Source organism: Kitasatospora viridis, assembly GCF_007829815.1.
GTDB lineage: Bacteria > Actinomycetota > Actinomycetes > Streptomycetales > Streptomycetaceae > Kitasatospora > Kitasatospora viridis.
Genome location: NZ_VIWT01000001.1, coordinates 3,994,779 through 4,019,307 on the forward strand (window position 1 = coordinate 3,994,779; position 24,529 = coordinate 4,019,307).

Sequence of the window (24,529 nt, forward strand, 5' to 3'; positions counted from 1 at the left end):
GTGTTCAGAGGGCGCGCGGGCGCACGAATCGGAATCGTCACTGGTCACGCCCGTACGGTGGCCATCGGCTGCGACCAATGTGGCCATTGTGTCCAGGAACCCGCCGTCTTCCTGCAGGTTTGCGCCTCCCTGTCGCCTGACACCCCGCTGTGGTCCGGTTAGGCTGGCTGGCGTCGTCGGGACGGATCCCACAGGCCGAAAGGGCTGTCGTACCCAGGCGAGGTGTCCTTTAAGCGTGCCTTGAGCGCCTCTCGCCCGGTCGGTGCGGGAGGATGGGGCCGGGCCGGCGGTGTACATCCGACACCACCGAGTCACGCAACGGCGCGCGACAGGAGCCAAGAAGCCATGCAGACCAAGCTGGACGCGGCCAAGGCCGAACTGCTCGTGAAGGCGGCCGAAGCCGCCGAGCACAGCCAGGTGGGGGGAGCGGCGCCCGGGGAAGGTCTGAGCAACGGCGCTCTGACCGCGTACCTGCACCACTACTACCTCCACACCGCACCCGACGACCTGGTCGACCGCGACCCGGTGGACGTGTACGGTGCGGCGGCCTCGCACTACCGGCTCGGCCTGAAGCGCCCGCAGGGCACCGCCGAGGTCCGCGTCTCCACCCCGACCGTGGACGAGAACGGCTGGTCCAGCGGCCACACCGTGGTCGAGGTGGTCACCGACGACATGCCGTTCCTGGTGGACTCCGTCACCAACGAGCTGTCCCGGCAGGACCGGGCGATCCACCTGGTGATCCACCCCCAGCTGGTGGTCCGCCGTGACATCACCGGCAAGCTGCTGGAGATCCTGGACATCGACGCCTGCGCCCGCAGCCAGGCCGGCGGCACCGAGTGGCCGGCCGACGCGACCGTCGAGTCGTGGATGCACATCGAGATCGACCGCGAGAGCGACCGCACCGACCTGCGCGAGATCGAGGCCGACCTGCGCCGGGTGCTGGGCGACGTCCGCGAGGTGGTCGAGGACTGGGCGAAGATGCGCACCTCCGCGCTGCGCCTGGCCGACGAGCTCGCCGAGCAGCCCCCGGCCCACCTGCCCGAGCAGGAGGTCGGCGAGGCCTGGGAGCTGATGCGCTGGCTGGCCGACGACCACTTCACCTTCCTCGGCTACCGCGAGTACGACCTGGTCGAGCACGAGGGCGAGGAGGTGCTGCGGGCGATCCCCGGCACCGGCCTGGGCATCCTGCGCTCCGACCCGCTCAGCCACGACACCGACCACCACCCGGTCAGCGAGTCCTTCGGCCGGCTCTCCGCGCCGGTGCGCGCCAAGGCGCACGAGAAGAAGCTGCTGGTGCTGACCAAGGCCAACTCGCGGGCCACCGTGCACCGCCCGGCCTACCTGGACTACGTCGGCGTCAAGAAGTTCGACGCCAACGGCAACGTGATCGGCGAGCGCCGCTTCCTCGGCCTGTTCTCCTCCGCCGCCTACACCGAGTCGGTCACCCGGATCCCGGTGGTGCGCCGCAAGGTCCAGGAGGTGGTGACCGGCTCCGGCTTCTCCTCGGAGAGCCACGACGGCCGCGACCTGCTGCAGATCCTGGAGACCTTCCCGCGCGACGAGATCTTCCAGACCCCGGCCGAGGAGCTGCTGCAGATCGCCGGCAGCGTCCTCTACCTGCAGGAGCGCCGCAAGCTGCGGCTGTTCCTGCGCCAGGACGAGTACGGCCGCTACTTCTCCGCGCTGGTCTACCTGCCGCGCGACCGCTACACCACCCGCATCCGGCTGCGCCTGATGGACATCCTGATGCAGGAGCTGAACGGCGCCGCGATCGACTACACGGTCTACGCGACCGAGTCGGTGCTGACCCGCCTGCACTTCGTGGTCCGGGTCGCCCCGGGCAGCGAGCTGACCGAGCTGACCGAGTCCGAGGTCGAGCGGATCGAGGGCAAGCTGGCCGAGGCCGCCCGGTTCTGGATGGACGGCTTCAACGACCAGCTGCACGTCGAGCTGGGCGAGGAGCGGGCCGCCGAACTGGCGCACAAGTACGCCAACGCCTTCCCGGACGGCTACCGGGCCGACTTCACCGCCCGCACCGCGGTGGCCGACCTCAAGCAGATCGAGTCGCTGCACGGCGAGGGCGACTTCCGGCTCAACCTGTACCAGCCGGTCGGCGCCGGCGACGACGAGCGCCGCTTCAAGATCTACCGGGTCGGCGGCCCGATCTCGCTGACCGAGGTGCTGCCGGTGCTGCAGCGGCTCGGCGTCGAGGTGCTGGACGAGCACCCGTACGCGCTGCGCCGCTCGGACGCCACCACCGCGTGGGTCTACGACTTCGGCCTCAAGCTGCGCGAGGCCACCGAGCTGACCGACGAGGCCCGCGAGCGCTTCCAGGAGGCCTTCGCCGCCACCTGGACCGGCCGCGCCGAGAACGACGGCTTCAACGGCCTGATCTTGACCGCCGGGCTGAACTGGCGTCAGGCCATGGTGCTGCGCGCCTACGCCAAGTACCTGCGGCAGGCCGGCTCGACCTTCTCGCAGGACTACATGGAGGACGCCCTCCGCAACAACGCCCACACCACCCGCCTGCTGGTCAACCTCTTCGAGGCCCGGCTGAGCCCCAGTCACCAGCTGGGCGCGGGCGAGCTGGGCGAGGCCATCCTGGAGGAGCTGGCCGGCGCGCTGGACGAGGTCGTCTCGCTGGACGAGGACCGGATCCTGCGCTCCTTCCTGCACCTGATCAAGGCCACCCTGCGGACCAACTTCTTCCAGCGCACCGCGACCGGCGAGTGGCACGCGTACGTGTCGATGAAGTTCGACCCGCACGCCATCCCGGACCTGCCGGCCCCGCGCCCCGCCTTCGAGATCTGGGTCTACTCGCCCCAGGTGGAGGGCGTGCACCTGCGCTTCGGCAAGGTCGCCCGCGGCGGCCTGCGCTGGTCCGACCGGCGCGAGGACTTCCGCACCGAGATCCTCGGCCTGGTCAAGGCCCAGATGGTCAAGAACACCGTGATCGTGCCGGTCGGCGCCAAGGGCGGCTTCGTCGCCAAGCAGCTGCCGGACCCGTCGGTGGACCGGGACGCCTGGCTGGCCGAGGGCATCTCGGCGTACAAGACCTTCATCTCGGCGCTGCTGGACATCACCGACAACCTGAAGGGCGGTCAGGTCGTCCGCCCGGTGGACGTGGTCCGGCACGACGAGGACGACACCTACCTGGTGGTCGCCGCCGACAAGGGCACCGCCACCTTCTCCGACATCGCCAACGGCGTGGCGGAGGAGTACGGCTTCTGGCTGGGCGACGCGTTCGCCTCCGGCGGCTCGGCCGGCTACGACCACAAGGGCATGGGCATCACCGCCCGCGGCGCCTGGGAGTCGGTCAAGCGCAACTTCCGCGAGCTGGGCGTGGACACCCAGGCCGAGGACTTCACCGTGGTCGGCATCGGCGACATGTCCGGTGACGTGTTCGGCAACGGCATGCTGCTCAGCGAGCACATCCGGCTGGTGGCCGCCTTCGACCACCGGCACATCTTCATCGACCCGAACCCGGAGGCGGCCGGCTCCTACGCCGAGCGGCGCCGGCTCTTCGACCTGCCGCGCAGCTCCTGGGACGACTACGACAAGTCGCTGATCTCGGCCGGCGGCGGCGTCTTCCCGCGCTCCGCCAAGTCGATCCAGCTCAGCGCGCAGGCCCGGGCGGCGCTCGGCATCGCGACGGCCAAGCTGACCCCGGCCGAGCTGATGAAGGCGATCCTGCAGGCCCCGGTGGACCTGTTCTGGAACGGCGGCATCGGCACCTACATCAAGGCCGAGCGGGAGACCAACGCGGACGTCGGCGACAAGGCCAACGACGCGATCCGGGTCAACGGCGGCCAGGTCCGGGCCCGGGTGATCGGCGAGGGCGGCAACCTCGGCTGCACCCAGTTCGGCCGGATCGAGTACGCCCAGGCCGGCGGCCCGGCCGGCTCGGGCGGCTGGATCAACACCGACGCGATCGACAACTCGGCCGGCGTGGACACCTCGGACCACGAGGTCAACATCAAGATCCTGCTGAACCAGGTGGTCGCCGACGGCGACATGACGGTCAAGCAGCGCAACACCCTGCTGGCCGAGATGACCGAGGAGGTCGGCCACCTCGTCCTGCGCAACAACTACGCGCAGAACGTGGTGCTGGCCAACGCGGTGGCCCAGGCGCACAGCATGATCAACGTGCACTCCCGCATGATCAACAAGCTGGAGGCCGACGGCCAGCTCGACCGCGCGCTGGAGTTCCTGCCCAGCGAGCGCCAGCTGAAGGAGCGTCAGGCCAACGGCTTCGGGCTCACCCAGCCCGAGCTCGCGGTGCTGCTCGCCTACACCAAGATCACCCTGTCCGAGGAGCTGCTGGCCACCGGGCTGCCGGACGACCCGTACTTCCGGGACACCCTGCACCTCTACTTCCCGACCAAGCTGCGGGAGAAGTTCACCGAGGCGGTGGACAACCACGCGCTGCGCCGGGAGATCATCACCACCCTGATCGTCAACGACACGATCAACCGCGGTGGCTGCACCTTCGCCTTCCGGCTGCGCGAGGAGACCGGCGCGACCTACGAGGAGATCGCCCGCACCCACACCGCGGCCCGCGCGGTCTTCGGCCTGGAGCAGATCTGGGACGCGGTCGAGGGCCTGGACAACCAGGTGCCGGCCGAGGTGGCGACCCGGATGCGGCTGCACTCCCGCCGCCTGGTCGAGCGGGCCACCCGGTGGATGCTCAACAACCGCCGCCAGCCGCTGGACATCGCCGCCACCATCGCGTTCTTCCAGGCGCGGGTCGACCAGGTGTGGACCAGCCTGCCCAAGCCGCTGCACGGCGAGGACCAGTCCTGGTTCCAGCGGATCCACTCCGAGCTGACCGAGGCGGGCGTGCCGGACGCGCTGGCCACCCGGGTCGCGGGCCTCTCCTCGGCCTTCCCGACCCTGGACATCACGGTCGTCGCGGACCGGGCCGGCAAGGACGTCACCGAGGTCGCCGAGCTCTACTACGACCTGGGCGACCGGCTGGGCATCGCCCACCTGCTGGACCGGATCATCGAGCTGCCGCGCACCGACCGGTGGTCCTCGATGGCCCGCGCCTCGATCCGCGAGGACCTGTTCGCCGCGCACTCCCAGCTCACCGCGGACGTGCTGGCCTGCGGCCCGGAGGGCGCCACGCCGTCCGAGCGCTACCAGGCCTGGGCCGAGGAGAACGGCACCCTGCTGACCCGCGCGCAGACCACCCTCGACGACATAAGGGGTTCGGACACCTACGAGCTGTCCAGCCTCTCGGTCGCGATGCGGGTGATCCGCACCCTGCTGCGCACCGGTTCGATGGGCTGACACCGGACAGCCGAAACGGCGGGGCCGCACCTCCCAGGGAGGTGCGGCCCCGCCGCTTTTCTGTCCGCGCGGGCCTGGCTAGCCGCTCGCCGCGGCCCGCTGCAGGGCGCTGGCCAGCAGGGCCAGGTCGGTCGGCCCGTTGCCCAGCTCGCGGACCGGGCGCCGGGTCGGCGGGGTGCCGAGCTGGGCCGGGTCGAGCGCGACCACGGTCGGGCGCAGCGTCGCGGTGCGCGGGATCCGGCCGGTGATCCGGGCGGTCTGGAAGGCCAGCACCGCGCCGTCCGGCCGGCGCAGGTAGCCCCGGCCCGGGGTGCTGTCGGGCAGCGCGGCGGCGTCGTCCACGTGCACCAGCAGGTCGGAGTCGCCGGGGTGGTCGGTGCGCAGCGCGATCCGCCACTGCGCGGCGTTGTCCACCTCGGTGCCGACCGTCAGCTCGGGGCGCCCGGTGGCGGCCACCAGGTGCACGCCGAGCCGGCCGCCGCGCTGCGCCACCGCGGCCAGCGCCCGGGCCAGCGGTCGGCCGGCGGGGGACTGCGGGGCGAGCAGCTCGTCGTAGTCGTCCACCACCACGACCAGCCGGGGCGGCGGCGCGGTGGCGGTGGCCACGGCGGCGGGCGGGGCGGCCGGGCCGGTGGCCGGTGTGGCGCCGCGCGGGGCGACGACCGTGCTCCTGAGCGCCTGCTCGGCGTACCAGGCCGCGAACGGACGCCCGCGGAACAGCTCCTCACGGTGCGTCAGCTCGTCCAGCAGTGCCTCGGCGGTCAGCAGCGCCTGCCGGGGGTCGGCGGCGGCGTCCAGCACCGCGCCGACGTGCGGCAGTTCGGCGCAGGCGGCCAGCGAGGGGCCCGCGCCGCCGATCAGCAGCAGCGACAGCCGGTCCGGCCGCTCGCCGACCGCCAGCGAGGCGGCCAGGGTGCGCAGCAGCTCGCTCTTGCCGGCCCCGCGCGCCCCGCCGACCAGCACGTGCTGCTGCTCGGGCAGCTCGGCGTTGGCCAGCTCCACGGTGCACAGGTCGTCGCGGGTGGTGCCGAGCAGCGCGCTGGCGGTGCCGGTGGTGCTCGGCAGGCCCGCCCAGCGGGCGGAGAGCTTCGCGGGGGTGACGGTGTCCAGCTCCAGCAGGTCCAGCAGCCGCAGCGCCTCGGGGATCGGCCCGCGGGAGACCGGTGCGGTCTCCCGCAGCGGTGCCAGCGCCCGGGCCAGCCGCTCGGCCCAGGCGGGCGAGACGGCGTCCAGCGCGGCCCCCTCCACCGGGCGCGGGCCGCGCAGGCTCAGCTGGGTGGCCACCTCGCCGGTGATCACCGCGGTGGCGCCCAGGCCCGGCGGCAACTGGTCGGGGGCCTCGGCCAGGCAGACCGGGTGCACGGCGTGGCCCCCGCGCAGCAGCCGGGCCAGCGCCTCGCGGGCCGCCGCCGAGCCCGGGTCGCCGTCCACCAGCAGCACGGTGGGGCCGACCGGCTCCGGGTCGGCCAGCAGCTCGGTGAGCCGCTGCTCGGCCTGGGCCGGGTCGAGGCCGAAGAGCAGCCGGCAGTCCTGGCCCCGGGTGGGCCGCAGGTGCGGCAGCCACAGCGCCCAGGACCAGTCCTCGGCGCGCTGCTCCGCGGCCGCCCGGCCGTCCGCGCTGATCACCACCAGGCTCAGGCCGCTGGGCGGGTGCAGCACGGTCAGCTGGGCGAGCAGCGCCCGGGCCAGGCCGAGCAGCCGCTCGCGCGGGCCGGCCAGGCCGAGCCCGCCGGCGGCGAGCTCCACGGTGACCGGGACGGCGGGCAGCAGGGCCTCCGGGGCCTCGTCCGGGGCTGCGGCCGCGCCGCCGAGCCGGGTGGGCAGGTCGGCGGTGCCGAGCCGGACCACCAGGGCGTCAGGGTGGGCCGGCAACCGCTCCCACAGCCGCGGGCCGGGGCCGAGCGCACCGAGCAGCAGCGCGGCCGGGTCGGGGAAGCGCTCGCGCAGCGCGGCGGCCTGGCGCTCCCGGGCCCGCTGCAGTTGCAGCGCGGGGTCGGCCGGGGCGGCGGTCGGGGCGGTCCGGCCGAGGGTGCGGGAGAGCAGCGAGCGGGTGCGGCTGGGGGTGCTCGGCGCGGCCGGCGGGGGCTGCTCCTCGGCCTGGCCGGCCGGGCGGACGGCGGGCGGGGCGGGCGGGCCGACCTGGAGGTGGCCGAGCCCGTCGGGCGTGGTGGCGCGGGCCTGCTCGGGCGCGGCGGCCAGCGCCACGGTCGACTCGCCGAGCCGCAGCAGCGCGCCGGGAGGCAGCGGCTGCGGCTCCTCGGCCAGTGGGCGGCCGTCCAGCAGGGTGCCGTTGGTGGAGCCGAGGTCGTGCACGGTGACCGAGCCGTCGGCGGCGAGCTGGAGCGCGAGGTGCATCCGGGAGACGTCCGGGTCGTCCAGCGGCACGTCGGCCTCGCTGGACCGGCCGAGGCGGATCTGCCGGCCGTGCAGGCGGTGCACGCCGCCGGCGTCCGGGCCGCCGACCACCCGCAGCTCGGCGGCGGCCCCGGCGGGCGCGGCCTGGGCCTGCGGGTCGGGCTCGCCGAGCGAGAGCAGTGCGCCGTCCAGCAGCGGGGGGTGGCCGAGCGGGGTGCGGTCGTCGATCCGTTCGGATCCGGCGTAGAGGTGCACGTGGGTGGCGCTGCGCGGCCCCCGCACGCCGACCGCGCCGGCCAGCGCCACCGAGAGCGCCCCGAGCGCCGTCCCGACGGGGGCGGTGACCAGCACGTCGGTGGCGGTGGCGGGCGCGCCTGGGCCCGTGCGGGGCCGGAGGACCGTCAGCCGGATCTGCATCTCGCCCGGGGTTCCCCTCTGCTCGTGATGAGTGCGAGCTCGTGAGTGAGTGTGGTCCGCAGGAGCGCGCCGCAGTGGTGCTGGAGTCATCCTGCCACCAGGCGCTGACCGTCCGCGCACCGTACCGGATTTGACGATCTTGTGATCATGGTCATGGTGGAGCGGACGGGCCATCAGGTCAAGGCACCCCGGGGCAACCGCCCCCGCCTCCCCGGGGCCGACCGGCCCCGGCACCGTTAGAGTTGCCGCACGCGCGGGCTGCCGCCCGCCGGCAGGCTCCACAGAGCGAGGAGAGCACCACGTGCGGCCGGTCGGCAGCAAGTATCTGATCGAGGAGACGCTCGGGCGCGGTGCCATGGGCACGGTCTGGCGCGGACGCGTCCGCGAGGACGCCGGCCAGACCGAGCCGGCCCCCGGCCAGCCGGTCGCGATCAAGGTGCTCAAGGAGGAGCTCGCCACCGACCAGGACATCGTGCTGCGCTTCCTGCGCGAGCGCTCGGTGCTGCTGCGGCTCAACCACCCCAACATCGTCCGGGTCCGCGACCTGGTGGTCGAGGGCGAGCTGCTGGCGCTGGTGATGGACCTGGTGGACGGGCCCGACCTGCACCGCTACCTGCGCGCCAACGGCCCGCTCAGCCCGATCTCCGCCGCGCTGCTGATGGCCCAGATCGCCGACGCGCTGGCGGCCAGCCACGCCGACGGCGTGGTGCACCGCGACCTCAAGCCCGCCAACGTGCTGCTCGCCACCGTGTCCGAGGCCGGCGGCGAGGTGCTGCGCCCGCTGCTCACCGACTTCGGCATCGCCCGGCTCGCCGACTCCCCGGGGATCACCAGGACCAGCGAGTTCGTCGGCACCCCCAGCTACGTCGCCCCCGAGTCCGCCGCCGGCCGGCCGCAGACCGAGGCGGTCGACATCTACGGCGCCGGGATCATGCTCTACGAGCTGACCACCGGCCGCCCGCCGTTCCAGGGCGACGGCGCGCTCCAGGTGCTGCAGGCCCACCTCACCCAGGAGCCGGTCCGCCCGCCCGGCGTGCCGGAGCCGTTGTGGACCGTGGTCGAGCGCTGCCTGCGCAAGGACCCGGGCCAGCGGCCGGGCGCCACCGCGCTCGCCCACGCGCTGCGGGTGGTCGCGGCCGGGGTCGGGGTGCACGCCTCGCCGGCCGCGGTGGACGCGGCGCTGGCGGTGGGCGCGCTGCTGCTGCCGCCCGCGCAGCCGACCGTGGTGCCCGGCACCGGTCACCAGCCGACCCTGCCGGACGGCGCGGGCGACCCGACCCGGGTGATGGCCCCGCAGTACGACCCCGCGGCCGCCACCCAGGTGCTGCCCGGCGGCCAGCAGCCGGGCCTGCCGGACGGGACCAGGGTGATGCCGGCCGGCGCCGAGGGCACCCGGCTGATGCCGCCCGCCCAGCCGCTGCCGAACCCCGGGGCGCCGCAGCAGCCGCCGGCCCAGCCGGACGGCCCGCACCCGTGGCAGACCCAGCTGCGCGCGGCCCGCGACCGCAACCAGGCGACCCAGGTCTTCACCGCGCAGGAGTACGAGCAGCCGCAGCAGGCCCCGCGCCCCTACCAGGGCGGCCAGCCCGGCGGTTACCAGGGCGGCGGCCAGCCTGCCGGCTACCAGGGCGGTCCGGGCCAGCGCCCGCCGCGCCCGCAGCAGGGCGGCCAGCCCGCCGGCGGCCGGCCGGAGCGCCCGCCGGTGGCCCCGCCGCCGTACCAGGCGCGCCGGCCGCAGCCGGAGCCGGGCCGCTACGGCAACGGCTCGTACGGCGAGCCCGACCGCTACGCCGAGCGACGCCCCCAGCCCGGCGGCCGGGAGGTGCCCCCCGGCGGCGCGCCGCCCCGGGCGCCGGAGCGCCGCTACGAGCCGCCGGCCCCGCGCGAGGCGGAGCCGCCGGTGCACGAGCCGCGCCAGCGCCGGGAGCCCCGTCCGCGCAGCCGAAACCGGATGTACATCCCGGGCCTGGGCTGTCTCAAGGGCTGCCTGATGGTGCTGCTGATCCTGGCGATCGCCGCGTTGGCGCTGTGGAACTTCACCCCGCTCCCGCACTACTGGGACGACGTGCACGGCTGGTACGACCAGGTGTCCGGCTGGGTCAGCAGCACCTGGCACTCCATCACCGGGAAGTGACGTCACCGGGAGTGACGCCGCATCACCGGACGATCAAGATTGACAATTTGTCGACAATGGCCGTCCGGAGGTCCCCCCGCCGCCCCGGATCCGCGTAGGTTGGTCCGCGACGCACAGACCTGTCGAGTGCTCAGGGGCCGGCGGACGGCATCCGGAGCGCTCCCGCCGCCCCAACGGAGCAGCCTTGGCACGAAAGATCGGCAGCCGGTACACCGTGCACCAGGTGATCGGCCGGGGCTCCGCCGGGACCGTCTGGCTGGGCGAGGGGCCGGACGGCCCGGTCGCCGTGAAGCTGCTGCGCGAGGACCTGGCCGGTGACCAGGTGCTGGTCGGCCGCTTCGTGCAGGAGCGGGCCGCGCTCACCAGCCTGGACCACCCCCGGGTGGTCGGGGTCCGCGACATGGTGGTGGACGGCGACGACCTGGCCCTGGTGATGGAGCTGGTGCACGGCACCGATCTGCGCTCCCGGCTGGAGCGCGAGGGCGTGCTCAGCCCGCAGGCCGCCGCCTCGGTGATCGCCGACGTCGCCGACGGCCTGGCCGCCGCGCACGCGGCCGGCATCGTGCACCGGGACGTCAAGCCGGAGAACGTGATGCTCGACCTGGCCGCGCCGCCCGGCCCGGGCGGCGCGCCCCGGGCCAAGCTGACCGACTTCGGCATCGCGCGGCTGGTGGACGCCCCGCGCCGGACCCGGGCCACCCGGATCATCGGCACCCCCGACTACCTGGCCCCGGAGATCATCGAGGGCCTGGAGCCGCGCGCCGCCGTCGACATCTACGCGCTGGCCACCGTGCTCTACGAACTGCTGGCCGGCTTCACGCCGTTCGGCGGCGGCCACACCGGCGCGGTGCTGCGCCGGCACGTCACCGAGAGCGTGCCGCCGGTGCCCGGCCTGCCGGACGGGCTGTGGCGGATCATCTCCGAGTGCCTGGCCAAGGCCCCGGCCTCCCGGCTGCGCGCGGCCGAACTGGCCGACCGCCTGCGCGAGCAACTGCCCGCACTGGCCGGCCTCCCGCCGCTGGCGCTGCCGGCCCAGCGCGCCCCCGACGAGCTGGCGGCCCCCGGCCGCCAGGCCGGCGCCGAGCCCACCACGCTGGCCGAGGCGGTCTACGCGGAGGCCGAGACCGGCACCGGCGCCCACCGCCGCCGGCGCGGCCCGGCCGTGCCGCTGGTGCCCGCCGCCCCCGACGCGGCCCGGGACGCCCGGGACACCCACACCAGCCTGCGCCGGCCCTCGCCGCAGGAACTGGCCGGCTACGCGGCCCAGTCCCGGGCCCAGCGCACCGCCCCGGCCGCCGCGCACCGCAACGGCCGGCGGGCGCTGGTCCGCCGCCGCCGGATGCTCGCGGTGCTGCTGGCCGTGGTGCTGCTGCTGGCCGGGGCGGCGGCCGCCTACTCCGCCTTCGCCGGCGGCGGCCACCGGCACGGCTCGGGGGCCGCCGCACCGGCCCGGGTGCTCGGGCCGGCAGCGCAGGGGGTACCGGTCGGTCCCGGCGCACCCGGCTAACCATTAGGCTGGTGGCGTGGCAGCCGTCGATCCTTCCGAAGAGCTCAAGAACCTCGAAACGACCATGGGGTCGATCGAGGCCGTCCTCGACCTGGACAAGATCCGGGCCGACATCGAACGCCTGGAGGAGGAGGCAGCCGCCCCCAACCTCTGGGACGACGTGGTGAACGCCCAGAAGGTGACCAGCCGGCTCTCCTTCCTGCAGGGCGAGTTGCGCCGGGTGGAGACGATGCGCAAGCGCATCGAGGACGTCGGCGTGCTGTTCGAGCTGGCCGAGGAGATGGCCGACGCGGAGACCCGGGCGGAGGCGGAGACCGAGCTGGCCTCGGTCCGCAAGGCGGTCGAGGAGCTTGAGGTCCGCACCCTGCTCTCGGGCGAGTACGACGCCCGCGAGGCGCTGGTGAACATCCGCGCCGAGGCCGGTGGCGTCGACGCCGCCGACTTCGCCGAGCAGCTGATGCGGATGTACCTGCGCTGGGCCGAGCGGCACGGCTACCCGACCGAGGTCTACGACACCTCCTACGCGGAGGAGGCCGGCATCAAGTCCGCCACCTTCACCGTGAAGAGCCCCTACGCCTACGGCACCCTCTCGGTCGAGCAGGGCACCCACCGCCTGGTCCGCATCTCGCCGTTCGACAACCAGGGCCGCCGGCAGACCTCGTTCGCCGGTGTCGAGGTGCTCCCGGTCGTCGAGGTGAGCGACCACGTCGCGATCGACGAGGGCGACCTGCGGGTGGACGTGTACCGCGCCTCCGGCCCCGGCGGCCAGGGCGTCAACACCACCGACTCGGCGGTCCGGATCACCCACCTGCCGACTGGCATCGTGGTCTCCTGCCAGAACGAGCGCTCGCAGATCCAGAACAAGGCCTCGGCGATGAACGTCCTCCAGGCCAAGCTGCTGGAGCGGCGCCGCCAGGAGGAGAAGGCCATGATGGACGCGCTCAAGGACGGCGGCAGCTCCTGGGGCAACCAGATGCGCTCCTACGTGCTGCACCCGTACCAGATGGTCAAGGACCTGCGCACCGAGTTCGAGGTCGGCAACCCGCAGGCGGTGCTGGACGGCGACATCGACGGCTTCATCGAGGCGGGCATCCGCTGGCGCAAGCAGCGCGAGACCGCCGAGTAAGCACAGGTGGACAAAAGGGAGAGGGCCCCAGGACTGGGGCCCTCTCCCTTTCACGTTTCCCGTGGCGTCAGGCCAGTGCCTGCCGGCAGATCAGCGCCACCGCGAACAGCCCCGCCAGCAGGGCGAGCAGCGCGGCGGGAGTCAGCGAGCCGAACAGGCCCTGCTGCTGCTCCTGCATCCGAGCGCGATGGGCGCGGCACACCGGGCAACGGCCCTCGCTCACGCGGCCCGCGCAGTTGGCGCACACCAGATGGTCGCACGTCATGCGATCTCCTCCTTGCCTTTACTGCGCTGCCCATATCAACGCACCGGGTGGCCGGTTGGTTCCCGTTCCCGCCCCGCTCGGCGGAGTCGGATCGGGCCGCCGCACCCGCGGCTCTCCTCTCTACTCTGCCAGGTTCTCCGGCTTCCGGCGCCCGGGCCGTCGAAGCGGACTGCGCTGGGTAGCCGGGGCGCTGTGAAATGGCTCGCAATTTTCTGGTCATACCAGTACGGATTTGGACAATCCGTCAGGTGTTTCGTGGGCGTACCCTGCGCGGCCGGGTGGCGGTCGCGTATGGTCCCAAGCCGGGGGAGACGGCCCGGGGCCGCTCCGCCCGCCCGCCCCCGCCCGGACGGTGGGGTCGGGGACTCCACCTAGGATGGCCTCCGTGATGCAGCCGTGATCAGATTCGACAACGTTTCCAAGACCTATCCCAAGCAGAACCGCCCCGCCCTGTCGGAGGTCTCGCTGGAGATCGAGAAGGGCGAGTTCGTCTTCCTGGTCGGCTCCTCCGGCTCGGGCAAGTCCACCTTCCTGCGGCTGTGCCTGCGCGAGGAGCGCCCGTCCACCGGCGAGGTGCACGTGCTGGGCAAGGACCTGGGCAAGCTGTCCAACTGGAAGGTGCCCCACATGCGGCGCCAACTGGGCACCGTGTTCCAGGACTTCCGGTTGCTGCCGAACAAGACCGTGGCGCAGAACGTGGCGTTCGCGCTGGAGGTCATCGGCAAGCCGAAGAGCGCCATCAACAAGGTGGTGCCCGAGGTGCTCGACCTGGTCGGCCTCGGCGGTAAGGAGGACCGGATGCCGGGTGAGCTCTCCGGTGGTGAGCAGCAGCGCGTGGCGATCGCCCGGGCCTTCGTCAACCGTCCGATGCTGCTGATCGCGGACGAGCCGACCGGAAACCTCGACCCGCAGAACTCGGTCGGCATCATGAAGCTGCTCGACCGGATCAACCGCACCGGGACCACGGTGCTGATGGCCACTCACGACCAGGCCATCGTGGACCAGATGCGCAAGCGCGTCATCGAGCTCGACAAGGGTCTGCTGGTCCGCGACCAGGCCCGCGGCGTCTACGGATACCAGCACTGACGCTGGCGCCCTGTCACAGCACGCCTGCCTTGACCTTGGAGTATTGAAAGCCATGCGCGCCCAGTTCGTCCTGTCGGAGATCGGTGTGGGTCTCCGCCGCAACCTGACCATGACCATCGCCGTCGTGGTCAGCGTCGCGCTCTCCCTCGCCCTCGCCGGGGCCTCCCTCCTCGTCCGCGACCAGGTCAACTCCATGAAGGGGTACTGGTACGACAAGGTCGAGGTGAGCATCTACTTCTGTACGAAGGCGGATGCCAAGACCGCCCCGCAGTGCGCCGACGGCGCGGCCACCGACGACGAGATCGCCGCGGTCAAGGCGGGGCTCGACAAGCTGACCCCGTCGGTGGTGAAGAACTCGACCTTCGAGACCCAGGCCGAGGCCTACAAGCACTGGAAGGACATGAATCCGGACAGCGCCCTGGTCTCCGTGCTGGGCGCCGACGCGATCCCGTCCTCCTGGCGGGTCAAACTCCAGGACCCGACCCGGTTCGACATCATCCAGAGCCAGTTCGCCGGGCAGAAGGGCGTGCGCTCGGTCGAGGACCAACGGCAGATCCTGGAGAACCTGTTCGGCCTGTTGAACGGCCTGCAGACCGCGGCCTTCGTGATCATGCTGTTGATGCTCTCGGTGGCGCTGCTACTGATCGTCAACACGGTCCGGGTGTCGGCCTTCAGTCGAAGGCGTGAGACCGGCATCATGCGACTGGTCGGCGCCTCCAACTTCTACGTCCAGATGCCGTTCATCGCCGAAGCGGCGTTCGCGGCACTCCTGGGCGCGGTACTGGCCTCCGGCCTGCTGCTGCTGGGTAACTTCGGCGTGCAGCACTGGCTGGCCCACCGGGTGCAGTTCATCCAGTTCATCGGGCTCTCCTCGGTGCTCCAGGTGATCCCGCTGCTGATGGTGGCCGGCATGGCGATGGCCGCGGTGGCGGCCTTCCTCACCCTGCGCAAGTACCTCAAGGTCTGAGGGACCGTCACCACCCGTGGTGTTGAGGCGTTCGGAGCCCCAGCGGCAGGCCGGGCGCCTACACTCCGGGAGCATGACCGCAAGCTCGTGGCGGGCGGCGCGCCGGGGAGCCGGGCTGACCGTGGTGTTCGGCCTGCTGCTGGTCGGCGGGTCGGCGGCCGGCGCCTGGGGCGACCGCGCCGCGCCGCTGCCGGGCCGGCCCGGATCGGCGGACGCGGCACCCGCCGCGCTCTCCCCGGACCAGGCCGAGCACCTGGTGGCCAGCGGCTCCGACCGCTGGGCCGCCTACTACAGCGCCCAGGACTACGCCGACTTCGCCCGCGGGCTGGACGGCCAGTACCTGGGCGTCGGCCTGGTCGTGGACCGCGCCCAGGACGGCGGCACGGTGATCGCCGAGGTGCCGGCCGGCTCCCCGGCCGACCGGGCGGGGATCGCGGCCGGCGACCGGCTGCTCGCGGTGGACGGGACCCCGGTGGACGGCCTGCCGGTCACCGAGGTGGTGGCCCGGCTGCGCGGCCGCGCGGACGGCGGCGCCCCGGCCGTCCCCGGCTCCTCGGTGCTGCTGGCGGTGCGCCGGCCGGGCGGACCGGTCCGGCAGCTGACGGTGGGTCGGGCGGTGCTGGCCGCGCAGGACGTCGAGCAGGACCAGCCGGCCCCCGGGGTGCTGCGGATCAGCGTGCACGCCTTCACCAGCGGCGTCGGCGAGCAGGTCCGCGACGTGCTGCGCGGCACCCCGCACCGCGGTGTGCTGCTGGACCTGCGCGGCAACTCCGGCGGCCTGCTGGACGAGGCGGCGGCCACCGCCTCGGTCTTCCTGGACGGCGGGCCGATCGCCTCCTACCAGGTGGGCGGCGAGCTGCGGGAGCTGACCGCGCCGCCCGGCGGCGACACCGCGACCCCGCTGGTGGTGCTGGTGGACGGCGGCACCATGAGCGCGGCCGAACTGCTGGCCGGCGCGCTGCAGGACCGCTGCCGCGCGGTGCTGGTCGGCACCCGGACCTTCGGCAAGGGCACCGTGCAGCAGCCGACCCGGCTGGCCGACGGCTCGGTGCTGGAACGCACCGTCGGCCGCTACTACACCCCGCAGGGCCGCTCCCCGGACGGCACCGGCCTGCTGCCCGACGTGCCGGCGGCCGATCCGGCGGCGGCCGAGCGGCTGGCCCTGCACGTGCTGACCGGCCTGGGCCCCGACCCGTCGGGCGGCCGGTAAAGCGGCTGCCGAGCACCGGGCCGAGGTGCGAGAATGGCCGGTGCTATGGCAAAGGAAACGGGACAGAAGCTGATCGCGCAGAACAAGCGGGCGCGACACGAGTACACCATCCTCGACACCTACGAGTGCGGAATGGTGCTCACCGGCACCGAGGTGAAGTCGCTGCGCGAGGGCCGGGCCAACCTGGTCGACGGGTACGCCTACACCCAGGGCGGCGAGGTGTGGATCGACAATGTCTTCATCCCGGAGTACTTCCAGGGGACGTGGACCAACCACTCGGCGCGGCGCAAGCGCAAGCTGCTGCTGCACAAGCTGGAGATCCGCAAGCTGGAGGCGAAGACCAAGGACGCCGGCCACACCCTGGTGCCGCTGTCGCTGTACTTCAAGGACGGCCGGGTCAAGCTGGAGCTGGCCCTCGCGGTCGGCAAGAAGCTGTACGACAAGCGCCAGACCCTGCGCGAGAAGCAGGACACCCGGGAGACCGCCCGCGCGGTCGCCGCCGCGCGCCGCCGGCAGGGCTGACGGGTCGTCGGGCCGGCCCCGTCGGGCCGGTCCTCTGTACCAGGTTCGTCCCAGGACCGTCCGCCGACCGGGGGAACCGGGGCCGCGCTCATTTACGCTCAGTAGCATCGCGGCCCATGAACGTCTCGTTGTTGGACGGCTGGTTCCCGTGGACCGTGCAGCTGGCGGCCGCCGCCGCGCTGCTCGGTGCGATCGGGTGGCGGGACCGTCGCTGGCGGCTGCGCCGCGGCCCGATCGCGCTCGCCGCGGCGGTCGCGGCCACCGCCCTCCTCTGGTTGCTGGCCCGCACGGTCGGCGGGCTCACCGACCCGGTGCCCTTCGCGCTCTGGTGCTGGCTCGGCGCGGCCGTGACCGCGTTCGCCGTGCTGGCCGCCGGCTGGCGCGGCGCGCGGTGGTGGCGCCGGGTGCTGGCACCGGTGGCGGCGCTGCTCGCGTTGGTCGCGGGGGCCAACGCGCTGAACGCCTTCACCGGCTACTTCCCGACCCTGGACGACGCGATCGGCGAGCTGTCCGGCTCCCCGCTGCCCGAGCAGGTGAGCCTGGACCAGCTGTCCTCGCTGACCGGGAGGACCACCACCGGGCGGATCGTCCAGGTGGACATACCCGACACCGCCAGCGGCTTCGCGCACCGCTCCGAGCTGGTCTACCTGCCGCCGGCCTGGTTCCGCAGCAAGACCCGGCCCAAGCTGCCGGTGCTGGAGATGATCGGCGGCGAGTTCGCCGCGCCGGACAACTGGGTGCGGGCCGGCGACGCGGTGCAGACCGCCGACGCCTTCGCGGCCGGTCACGGCGGTTTCGCCCCGGTGATGGTCTTCACGGACGCCACCGGCGGCTTCAAGGTGGACACCGAGTGCGTGAACGGCCCGGCCGGGCAGGCCGAGGACCACCTGGTGAAGGACGTCCCGCCGTACATCGAGAAGACCTTCGGGACCGCCACCGACCCGCGCAAGTGGGGCGTGGTCGGCTGGTCGATGGGCGGAACCTGCGCGGTGGACCTGACGGTGGAGCACCCCGGCGTGTTCACCCACTTCGAGGACATCTCCGGCGACCTCGGCCCCAACACCGGCGACAAGCAGCAGACCATCGCCAAGCTGTACGGCGGCGACGCGGCCGCCTGGGCCGCGCACGACCCGATGACCGTGCTGGCCCACCACCCCAAGTACAAGGACGGCGTCTCCGGCTGGTTCGAGAGCGGCGACCAGGAGACCGCCCACGTGACCCAGCAGAAGGAGCTGGGCGCGGCGGCCCGCAAGGACGGGATCCGCACCGAGGTGCTGGTGGAGCCGGGCCGGCACGTCTGGCAGTTCGCCTCCGGGGCCTTCGCCCAGGCCCTGCCCTGGCTGGCCCAGCAGCTCGGCACCCCGGGCCCGCACCAGGGCCAGCCCTCGGCCCCGCAGCCGGGCCGCCCCTCGGCCCCGCCCCCCGCCACCCCCAAGGCGTAACCCGCTGGACCGCCCCCGGCGGTCCGCGTACCATGGTCCCAGCACCACCGGTCCTGACCGGCGCTGTTTCTCAACACAACATGGGGATGATCGGTTTCGACAGGGGACGTCGAAACAGGAGAAGCGAGCCGAGGAACGCGGCAATGATCTCGTTAACCATCTGTCGCAAAAAAATAATCGCCAATACTAAGCGCGAGACCTTCGCGCTCGCTGCCTGAGCAGCGAGTAGCCAAGGAGTCAGACCGTGGGAGTTCCCGACCCGGATCCTGGCTTAATCTAGGGAACTGAACCGTCCGCCCCGGTTACGGGGGCGGCTGGGAAACCAAACAGTAACTGGGCCTGTTGGTGGCTTGTCCGTGTGACCGCCAGGGCCGAGAAAAGCACAGCGGACTGCGCTCGGAGAAGTCCTGAATCCACTCCACTGGACCCGGGTTCGATTCCCGGCATCTCCACCATCCCATGTGCATGCGGGCCGCCTTCCAACCGGAGGGCGGCCTTCGTGTTTCCGGCCGCGTGCCGTAGGATCTTCTGTCCGCCGACTTCGGACGGCGGCGCCGCCAACCGGCCAGAATCCATCGCACGACGTAGTTCAGGGGCACCCTTGGGAGCGCACGGCAGACCGCACGCAGCCGACACCAGCACCGCCGATCCCGCAGCAGCCGCAGAGGGCCTGCGGGAGCGCGAGATCGCCGGCGAGCAGCGGCACCTCGACACCGTCTACCGGCGGCTGGAGGAGAAGCTGGCCGAGGCCGAGTACGTCCTGGAGGACGCCGCCAAGCGGGTCCAGGTCGGTACACCTGGCGCGCTCGCCGAGCGCGACGCCCAGGTCTACCGGGCCGGCGCCCACCTGAACCGGCTGAACAACGAGTTCGAGGACTTCCTCTTCGGGCGGATCGACCTGCAACAGGCCGACGCGCCGGAGGAGCACGGCATCCCGTCCTTCACCCCGCTCGACCCGGCGGACCCGAACGTGGCGCAGAGCCTGCACATCGGCCGGCTCGGGGTGCTGGACGCCGAGTTCGGCCCGCTGGTGATCGACTGGCGGGCGCCCGCCGCCGCGCCGTTCTACCGGGCCACCCCGCTGGAGCCGGGCCGGGTGCTGCGCCGCCGGGTGATCCGCTCCAAGGGCCGCCGGGTGATCGGCGTCGAGGACGACCTGCTCCGCCCCGACCTGGCCCCGGTGCTGGACGGCGAGGAGCTGGCGGTGATCGGCGACGGCGCGCTGATGGCCTCGCTCGGCCGGGCCCGCAGCCACAGCATGCGGGACATCGTCTCCTCGATCCAGAAGGAGCAGGACGAGGTGATCCGGGCGCCCGCCGCCGGCGCGACCCTGGTCACCGGCGGCCCCGGCACCGGGAAGACCGCAGTCGCGCTGCACCGGGCCGCCTTCCTGCTCTACCAGGACCGCCGGCGGTACGCGGGCGGGATCCTGGTGGTCAGCCCGACCCCGCTGCTGGTCTCCTACACCGAGGGCGTGCTGCCCTCGCTCGGCGAGGAGGGCCAGGTGGCGATCCGCGCGGTCGGCAGCCTGGTGGACGGGATCGAGGCGGACCGCTACGACGCGCCCGAGGTCTCCCGGATCAAGGGCTCGGCCCGGATGGTCCAGCTGCTGCGCCGGGCCGCCCGGGGGTCCGTCGAGCTGGGCGCGCCGACCGAGCTGAAGGTGGTGGCCCGGGGCGAGGTGCTGCGGCTGGACGCGGCCCGGCTGCGGGTCGTGCGGGGCAACGTGGTGGGCGGCGGCGGGACCCCGCTCAACCTGCTGCGCCCGCGGGCCCGCCGGCTGCTGCTGGACGCGCTCTGGTCCGAGGCGGTGCGCGACCTGCCCAAGCCCACCGACCACTACGGCCGGGAACAGCGCCAGGAGGAGAAGGAGGCGTTCGACGAGTACGTCTCGGACGAGCAGCCGTTCCAGGACTTCCTGCAGGCCTGGTGGCCGGTGCTGACCCCGCGTCAGGTGCTGGCCTCGCTCCGCAGCGCCAAGCACACCAACCGGATCGCCCGGCGCACCGTCACGCCCGAGGAGGCCCGGCTGCTGGCCGCCTCCTGGCGGCACCTGGACGACCGCGGCGAGGGCGGGCTCTCGGCGCACGACGTGGCGCTGCTGGACGAGCTGCAGCAGCTGCTCGGCGAGCCGGCCCGGCCGAGGGTCCGCGAGGTGGACGCGATGGACCTGCTGACCGGCCTGGACGAGGTGACCACCTTCGCCGACCGGACCTCGCGCACGCGCATGGGGGTCCCCCCGGCCGGAGGCTGGGGGAGGCTCCCGGTGGAGCGCACCGAGTACGCGCACGTGATCGTGGACGAGGCGCAGGACCTCACCCCGATGCAGTGGCGGATGATCGGCCGGCGCAGCCGCTCGGCCACCTGGACCATCGTCGGCGACCCGGCGCAGAGCTCCTGGCCGTTCCCGCGGGAGGCCCAGGAGGCGCTGGACGAGGTGCTCGGCGGAAAGCCGCGCCGGCGCCACACGCTGACCGTGAACTACCGCAACCCGGCGGAGATCGCCGACGTGGCGGCCAAGGTGCTGGCGCTCGCCGCGCCCGGCACGCCCTCGCCGCGCGCCGTGCGCTCGACCGGAACGGTGCCGAGGTTCGCCGCGGTGGCCGACCCGGCGCCGGCCGCCTTCGCGGCGGCGGCCCGGGCCGAGCTGGTCCGGCTGCTGGCCGAGGTCGAGGGCACGGTGGCCGTGGTGGTGCCGATGGACCGGCGGGCCGAGGCGGCCGAGTGGGTGGCCGGGCTGGGCGCCCGGGCGGTGGCGCTGGGCAGCCTGGAGGCCAAGGGCCTGGAGTACGACGCCACGGTGGTGGCCGACCCGACCGGCATCGCGGGGGAGTCGGAGGCCGGGCTGCGAGTGCTCTACGTCGCGCTGACCCGGGCCACCCAGCGGCTCACCGTGCTCTCCGGGCCGGACGACCTGCCCGACACCGCGGGCGTGCCGGCGCTGCTGCGCTGAGTCCTGACGCCGGGTCGGCTCTCCCCGACCCGGCGTCAGGAACCGACCGTGCGTCAACGACTGTGGCCCCCACCGGAGGTGGGGGCCACAGTCGTACGTTGGTGACACCGACCCGCCATGCTCGCCTCGCGGCAAGTGGTCGCTCGAAGCGACTAAGGTTGGGCCCGGGGGCTTGGATCGAGCCGGTGTCTCGTCCAATGTAACCCATCGGCCCCGTGAGGCAATCCCCGGTGCCGGATTCGGTCCCGGCGGCGCGCCGGGAGCGCCGCGACTCCTGTTGTCGAGTCCGTGCAATCAATGAACGATATTTCTGGCTTACCCCTGGTCGGTGCGACGATCGAGGCCTAGGATGCGCGAGGCGACAGCTTCAACAAGTTGTTGAATCAAGCGTGGTTGAACACAGGAAGAAGGACGTCGATGGCGACGGTGCCCAGTGTCTCCAACTCGATCACGGTTCGGCTGGAGGTCCCGGCCAGCGGTGGCGCGGTCAGCAACATCACGACCGCCGTGGAGTCCTCCGGCGGCTCGGTGACCGGCCTCGACGTGACGGCCTCCGGCCTTGAGTCGCTGCGGATCGACGTCACCGTGGCGGCCGCCTCGGTGGCGCACGGCGAGGAGATCGTCGAGAAGCTGCGCGCCATCGACGGCGTGACCATCGGCAAGGTCTCCGACCGGACCTTCCTGATGCACCTCGGCGGCAAGATCGAGATGTCCTCGAAGCTGCCGATCCGCAACCGTGACGACCTGAGCATGATCTACACCCCGGGTGTCGCCCGGGTCTGCATGGCGATCGCGGAGAACCCCGAGGACGCCCGCCGGCTCACCATCAAGCGCAACAGCGTCGCCGTGGTCACCGACGGCTCGGCGGTGCTCGGCCTGGGCAACATCGGCCCGCAGGCCGCGCTGCCCGTGATGGAGGGCAAGGCGGCGCTGTTCAAGCGGTTCGCCGGGATCGACGCCTGGCCGATCTGCCTGGACACCCAGGACGCCGACGAGATCGTCGCGATCGTCAAGGCGATCGCCCCGGGCTTCGCCGGGATCAACCTGGAGGACATCTCCGCGCCGCGCTGCTTCGAGATCGAGGCCCGGCTGCGCGAGGCCCTGGACATCCCGGTCTTCCACGACGACCAGCACGGCACCGCGATCGTGGTGCTGGCGGCGCTGACCAACGCGCTGCGGGTGGTCGGCAAGGAGATCGGCGACATCCGGGTGGTGATGTCCGGGGCCGGCGCGGCCGGCACCGCGATCCTCAAGCTGCTGCTGGCGGCCGGCGTGGAGCACGCCACGGTGGCCGACGTGCACGGCGTGGTCCACCGGGACCGCGAGGACCTCAACGACTCGCTGCGCTGGATCGCCGAGCACACCAACCGCTCGGGCCGCACCGGCTCCCTGAAGGAGGCGGTGGCCGGCGCCGACGTCTTCATCGGCGTCTCCGCCCCGAACGTGCTGGACGGCGACGACATCGCCTCGATGGCCGACAACGCGATCGTCTTCGCGCTGGCCAACCCGGACCCCGAGGTGGACCCGGCGGTGGCCCGGCAGACCGCCGCGGTGGTCGCCACCGGCCGCAGCGACTTCCCGAACCAGATCAACAACGTGCTGGTCTTCCCGGGTGTCTTCCGCGGCCTGCTGGACGCGCAGAGCCGCACGGTGAACACCGAGATGATGATCGCCGCCGCCCGGGCGCTGGCCACCACGGTCACCGACGAGCAGCTGAACGCGAACTACATCATCCCGAGCGTCTTCCACCCGGACGTGGCGAAGACCGTCGCCGCGGCGGTCCGGGAGGCCGCGCTGGCGGCCGGCGGGGGCGGCGAGACCGCGCCCTCGCGGCCGACCCCGGGCATCGTGGGGACGCTGGACACCGCGGCTTTCCCGGTCGTCAAGCTGTAGTACAACCTGCCCCCGGGGGTGGTATCCGGTCGATCAGCTGGCCGAATACCGCCCCCGTTGTCGACCGCGACGCCCCAGCCCTTGCGACACAAGGGCTGGGGCGTGTTTGGGCTTGTCCGTGTCAGGGCGTACCGTAGCCCTGCACGGGGCAGGCGTGTCCGACAAGTACGGAACGTCCCCCGATGACTCGGCGAGTCGCACCGACCGCCGCCCGCGTCGGTCCGCCGGCGCCGACGGAGCGTCACAGCTGCGTGGGGAGGGCGCCGTTAGGGGTGGACGGCCGAGGCCCGATTGGCTTTCTCAGGGCCGGTAAGGGCAGGATTCGTCTCCAGGCAGGCACGTGGCAGGACTGACACGATGCGCGGCCCGGGGCACGAGGCCGGGCCCCTACCACCAGCCGCCTGAACGAGCACGGTGCGCGGACCAGCGGCCCAGCCGGGTGGCCCCCGGAGGGACGACCGATGGGGCCCCCGCGCACCGCAACGAACAGACCACAGGAGTACACATGAACCGCAGTGAGCTGGTGGCCGCTCTGGCCGACCGCGCCGAGGTGACCCGCAAGGACGCCGACGCCGTTCTGGCGGCCTTCGCCGAGGTCGTCGGCGAGGTTGTGGCCAAGGGTGACGAGAAGGTCACCATCCCCGGTTTCCTGACCTTCGAGCGCACCCACCGCGCGGCCCGCACCGCCCGCAACCCGCAGACCGGTGAGCCGATCCAGATCGCGGCCGGCTACAGCGCCAAGGTGAGCGCCGGCTCCAAGCTCAAGGAAGCCGCCAAGGGCGTCTGAACCGTCCGCTGAGGCTTGCTCGGCGAACGGTCGAAGGCGGGTGTCCCCGACGGGGACACCCGCCTTCGTCGTTCCCGCGCGCCCGCCGGACGAGGCCGGGCCCCCCTAATGGCGGGGGTGCCGGACGGCGATTCATCCTCCCGACGCATCGTCAGCGGGCGGCCGCGCTGGAAGGCTGCGGGGTATGACGAACCGGACCCAGATCGCGCCGCGACGGCGGCTGCTGAAGGCCGGCGGCCTGGGGGTGGCCGCCGGCGCGGTGGCCGGACTGATGTACCTGCTGCCCGCCGCTCCGGCCGCCGACGCGGCCGCCCCTGGCTCGCACCCGCGGCCGCCCGCCGCCGGCCGGCCGGCCGCGGGGGGCGTCCAGCAGGCCGACCAGGACCTGCTGGGAGTGCTGCACTGGCCCGGCGCGGGCGGCTCCGACCACCACCGCGGCCCGGGCGGGCAGCCGGGCGGCGGCCACCCAAAAGCACCGGGGCGGCCGCCCGTCCAGCAGATCGCCAACACCCCTGGTGGGACGCCGCCCGGCGGTGCCAGCGCCGCCCGCCCGTGAACCGCCGCACCGACCGG

Annotated in this window: 15 protein-coding genes and 1 other RNA gene; 14 read left to right on the forward strand and 2 right to left on the reverse strand. The window is 73.2% G+C overall.

What is annotated here, in order from left to right; all coding sequences use genetic code 11:
* Positions 1-345: 345 nt before the first annotated feature.
* Positions 346-5,292, forward strand: coding sequence for an NAD-glutamate dehydrogenase (locus FHX73_RS17885; RefSeq protein WP_145905950.1), 4,947 nt, complete (start codon positions 346-348; stop codon positions 5,290-5,292).
* A gap of 78 nt (positions 5,293-5,370) precedes the next feature.
* Here the strand turns inward: FHX73_RS17885 and FHX73_RS17890 are convergent, their stop codons facing one another.
* Positions 5,371-8,064 (reverse strand): FtsK/SpoIIIE domain-containing protein, encoded by a 2,694-nt coding sequence (locus FHX73_RS17890; protein ID WP_145905951.1) that lies wholly within the window; start codon positions 8,062-8,064, stop codon positions 5,371-5,373.
* A 301-nt stretch (positions 8,065-8,365) separates the two neighbouring features.
* Between FHX73_RS17890 and FHX73_RS17895 the strand changes: the two genes are divergently transcribed.
* The 3 genes from FHX73_RS17895 to prfB all read left to right on the forward strand — a co-directional run bounded on the left by FHX73_RS17895 (position 8,366) and on the right by prfB (position 12,831).
* Positions 8,366-10,198 carry a serine/threonine-protein kinase gene (locus FHX73_RS17895; RefSeq protein ID WP_145905952.1) on the forward strand — a complete coding sequence of 611 codons (1,833 nt, stop codon included), beginning with the start codon at positions 8,366-8,368 and terminating at the stop codon, positions 10,196-10,198.
* Between the two features lie 184 nt (positions 10,199-10,382).
* Positions 10,383-11,705 (forward strand): serine/threonine-protein kinase, encoded by a 1,323-nt coding sequence (locus tag FHX73_RS17900; protein ID WP_145905953.1) that lies wholly within the window; start codon positions 10,383-10,385, stop codon positions 11,703-11,705.
* A gap of 16 nt (positions 11,706-11,721) precedes the next feature.
* Complete coding sequence (prfB, locus tag FHX73_RS17905; protein WP_145905954.1) at positions 11,722-12,831, forward strand: peptide chain release factor 2; 1,110 nt, start codon at positions 11,722-11,724, stop codon at positions 12,829-12,831.
* A 67-nt stretch (positions 12,832-12,898) separates the two neighbouring features.
* Here the strand turns inward: prfB and FHX73_RS17910 are convergent, their stop codons facing one another.
* Complete coding sequence (locus FHX73_RS17910) at positions 12,899-13,096, reverse strand: hypothetical protein (protein WP_145905955.1); 198 nt, start codon at positions 13,094-13,096, stop codon at positions 12,899-12,901.
* Between the two features lie 396 nt (positions 13,097-13,492).
* Here FHX73_RS17910 and ftsE point away from each other — a divergent pair, with 396 nt between their 5' ends.
* The 10 genes from ftsE (at position 13,493) to FHX73_RS17960 (ending at position 24,512) form a co-directional block, all read left to right on the forward strand.
* The gene (gene ftsE, locus FHX73_RS17915; protein ID WP_145905956.1) at positions 13,493-14,182 is read left to right on the forward strand and encodes a cell division ATP-binding protein FtsE; all 690 of its coding nucleotides are present in this window, start codon (positions 13,493-13,495) and stop codon (positions 14,180-14,182) included.
* A gap of 52 nt (positions 14,183-14,234) precedes the next feature.
* The gene (gene ftsX / locus FHX73_RS17920; RefSeq protein WP_145905957.1) at positions 14,235-15,149 is read left to right on the forward strand and encodes a permease-like cell division protein FtsX; all 915 of its coding nucleotides are present in this window, start codon (positions 14,235-14,237) and stop codon (positions 15,147-15,149) included.
* Positions 15,150-15,222: 73 nt separating this feature from the next.
* Positions 15,223-16,359: a S41 family peptidase gene (locus FHX73_RS17925; protein WP_145905958.1), complete on the forward strand. Its 1,137-nt coding sequence runs from the start codon at positions 15,223-15,225 to the stop codon at positions 16,357-16,359.
* A 45-nt stretch (positions 16,360-16,404) separates the two neighbouring features.
* On the forward strand, positions 16,405-16,881 hold the full coding sequence (smpB, locus tag FHX73_RS17930) for an SsrA-binding protein SmpB (protein ID WP_145905959.1): 477 nt from the start codon (positions 16,405-16,407) through the stop codon (positions 16,879-16,881).
* 116 nt (positions 16,882-16,997) lie between these two features.
* Positions 16,998-18,323, forward strand: a complete 1,326-nt coding sequence (locus FHX73_RS17935) for an alpha/beta hydrolase (RefSeq protein ID WP_145905960.1) — start codon at positions 16,998-17,000, stop codon at positions 18,321-18,323.
* Positions 18,324-18,405: 82 nt separating this feature from the next.
* Positions 18,406-18,778, forward strand: a transfer-messenger RNA (tmRNA) gene (gene ssrA, locus FHX73_RS17940).
* A 146-nt stretch (positions 18,779-18,924) separates the two neighbouring features.
* Positions 18,925-21,276, forward strand: a complete 2,352-nt coding sequence (locus FHX73_RS17945) for a HelD family protein (protein WP_170304949.1) — start codon at positions 18,925-18,927, stop codon at positions 21,274-21,276.
* Between the two features lie 417 nt (positions 21,277-21,693).
* Positions 21,694-23,169: an NAD-dependent malic enzyme gene (locus FHX73_RS17950; protein WP_145905961.1), complete on the forward strand. Its 1,476-nt coding sequence runs from the start codon at positions 21,694-21,696 to the stop codon at positions 23,167-23,169.
* Between the two features lie 505 nt (positions 23,170-23,674).
* Positions 23,675-23,956: an HU family DNA-binding protein gene (locus FHX73_RS17955; RefSeq protein ID WP_145905962.1), complete on the forward strand. Its 282-nt coding sequence runs from the start codon at positions 23,675-23,677 to the stop codon at positions 23,954-23,956.
* 184 nt (positions 23,957-24,140) lie between these two features.
* Positions 24,141-24,512: a hypothetical protein gene (locus FHX73_RS17960; protein ID WP_145905963.1), complete on the forward strand. Its 372-nt coding sequence runs from the start codon at positions 24,141-24,143 to the stop codon at positions 24,510-24,512.
* Positions 24,513-24,529: the final 17 nt, after the last annotated feature.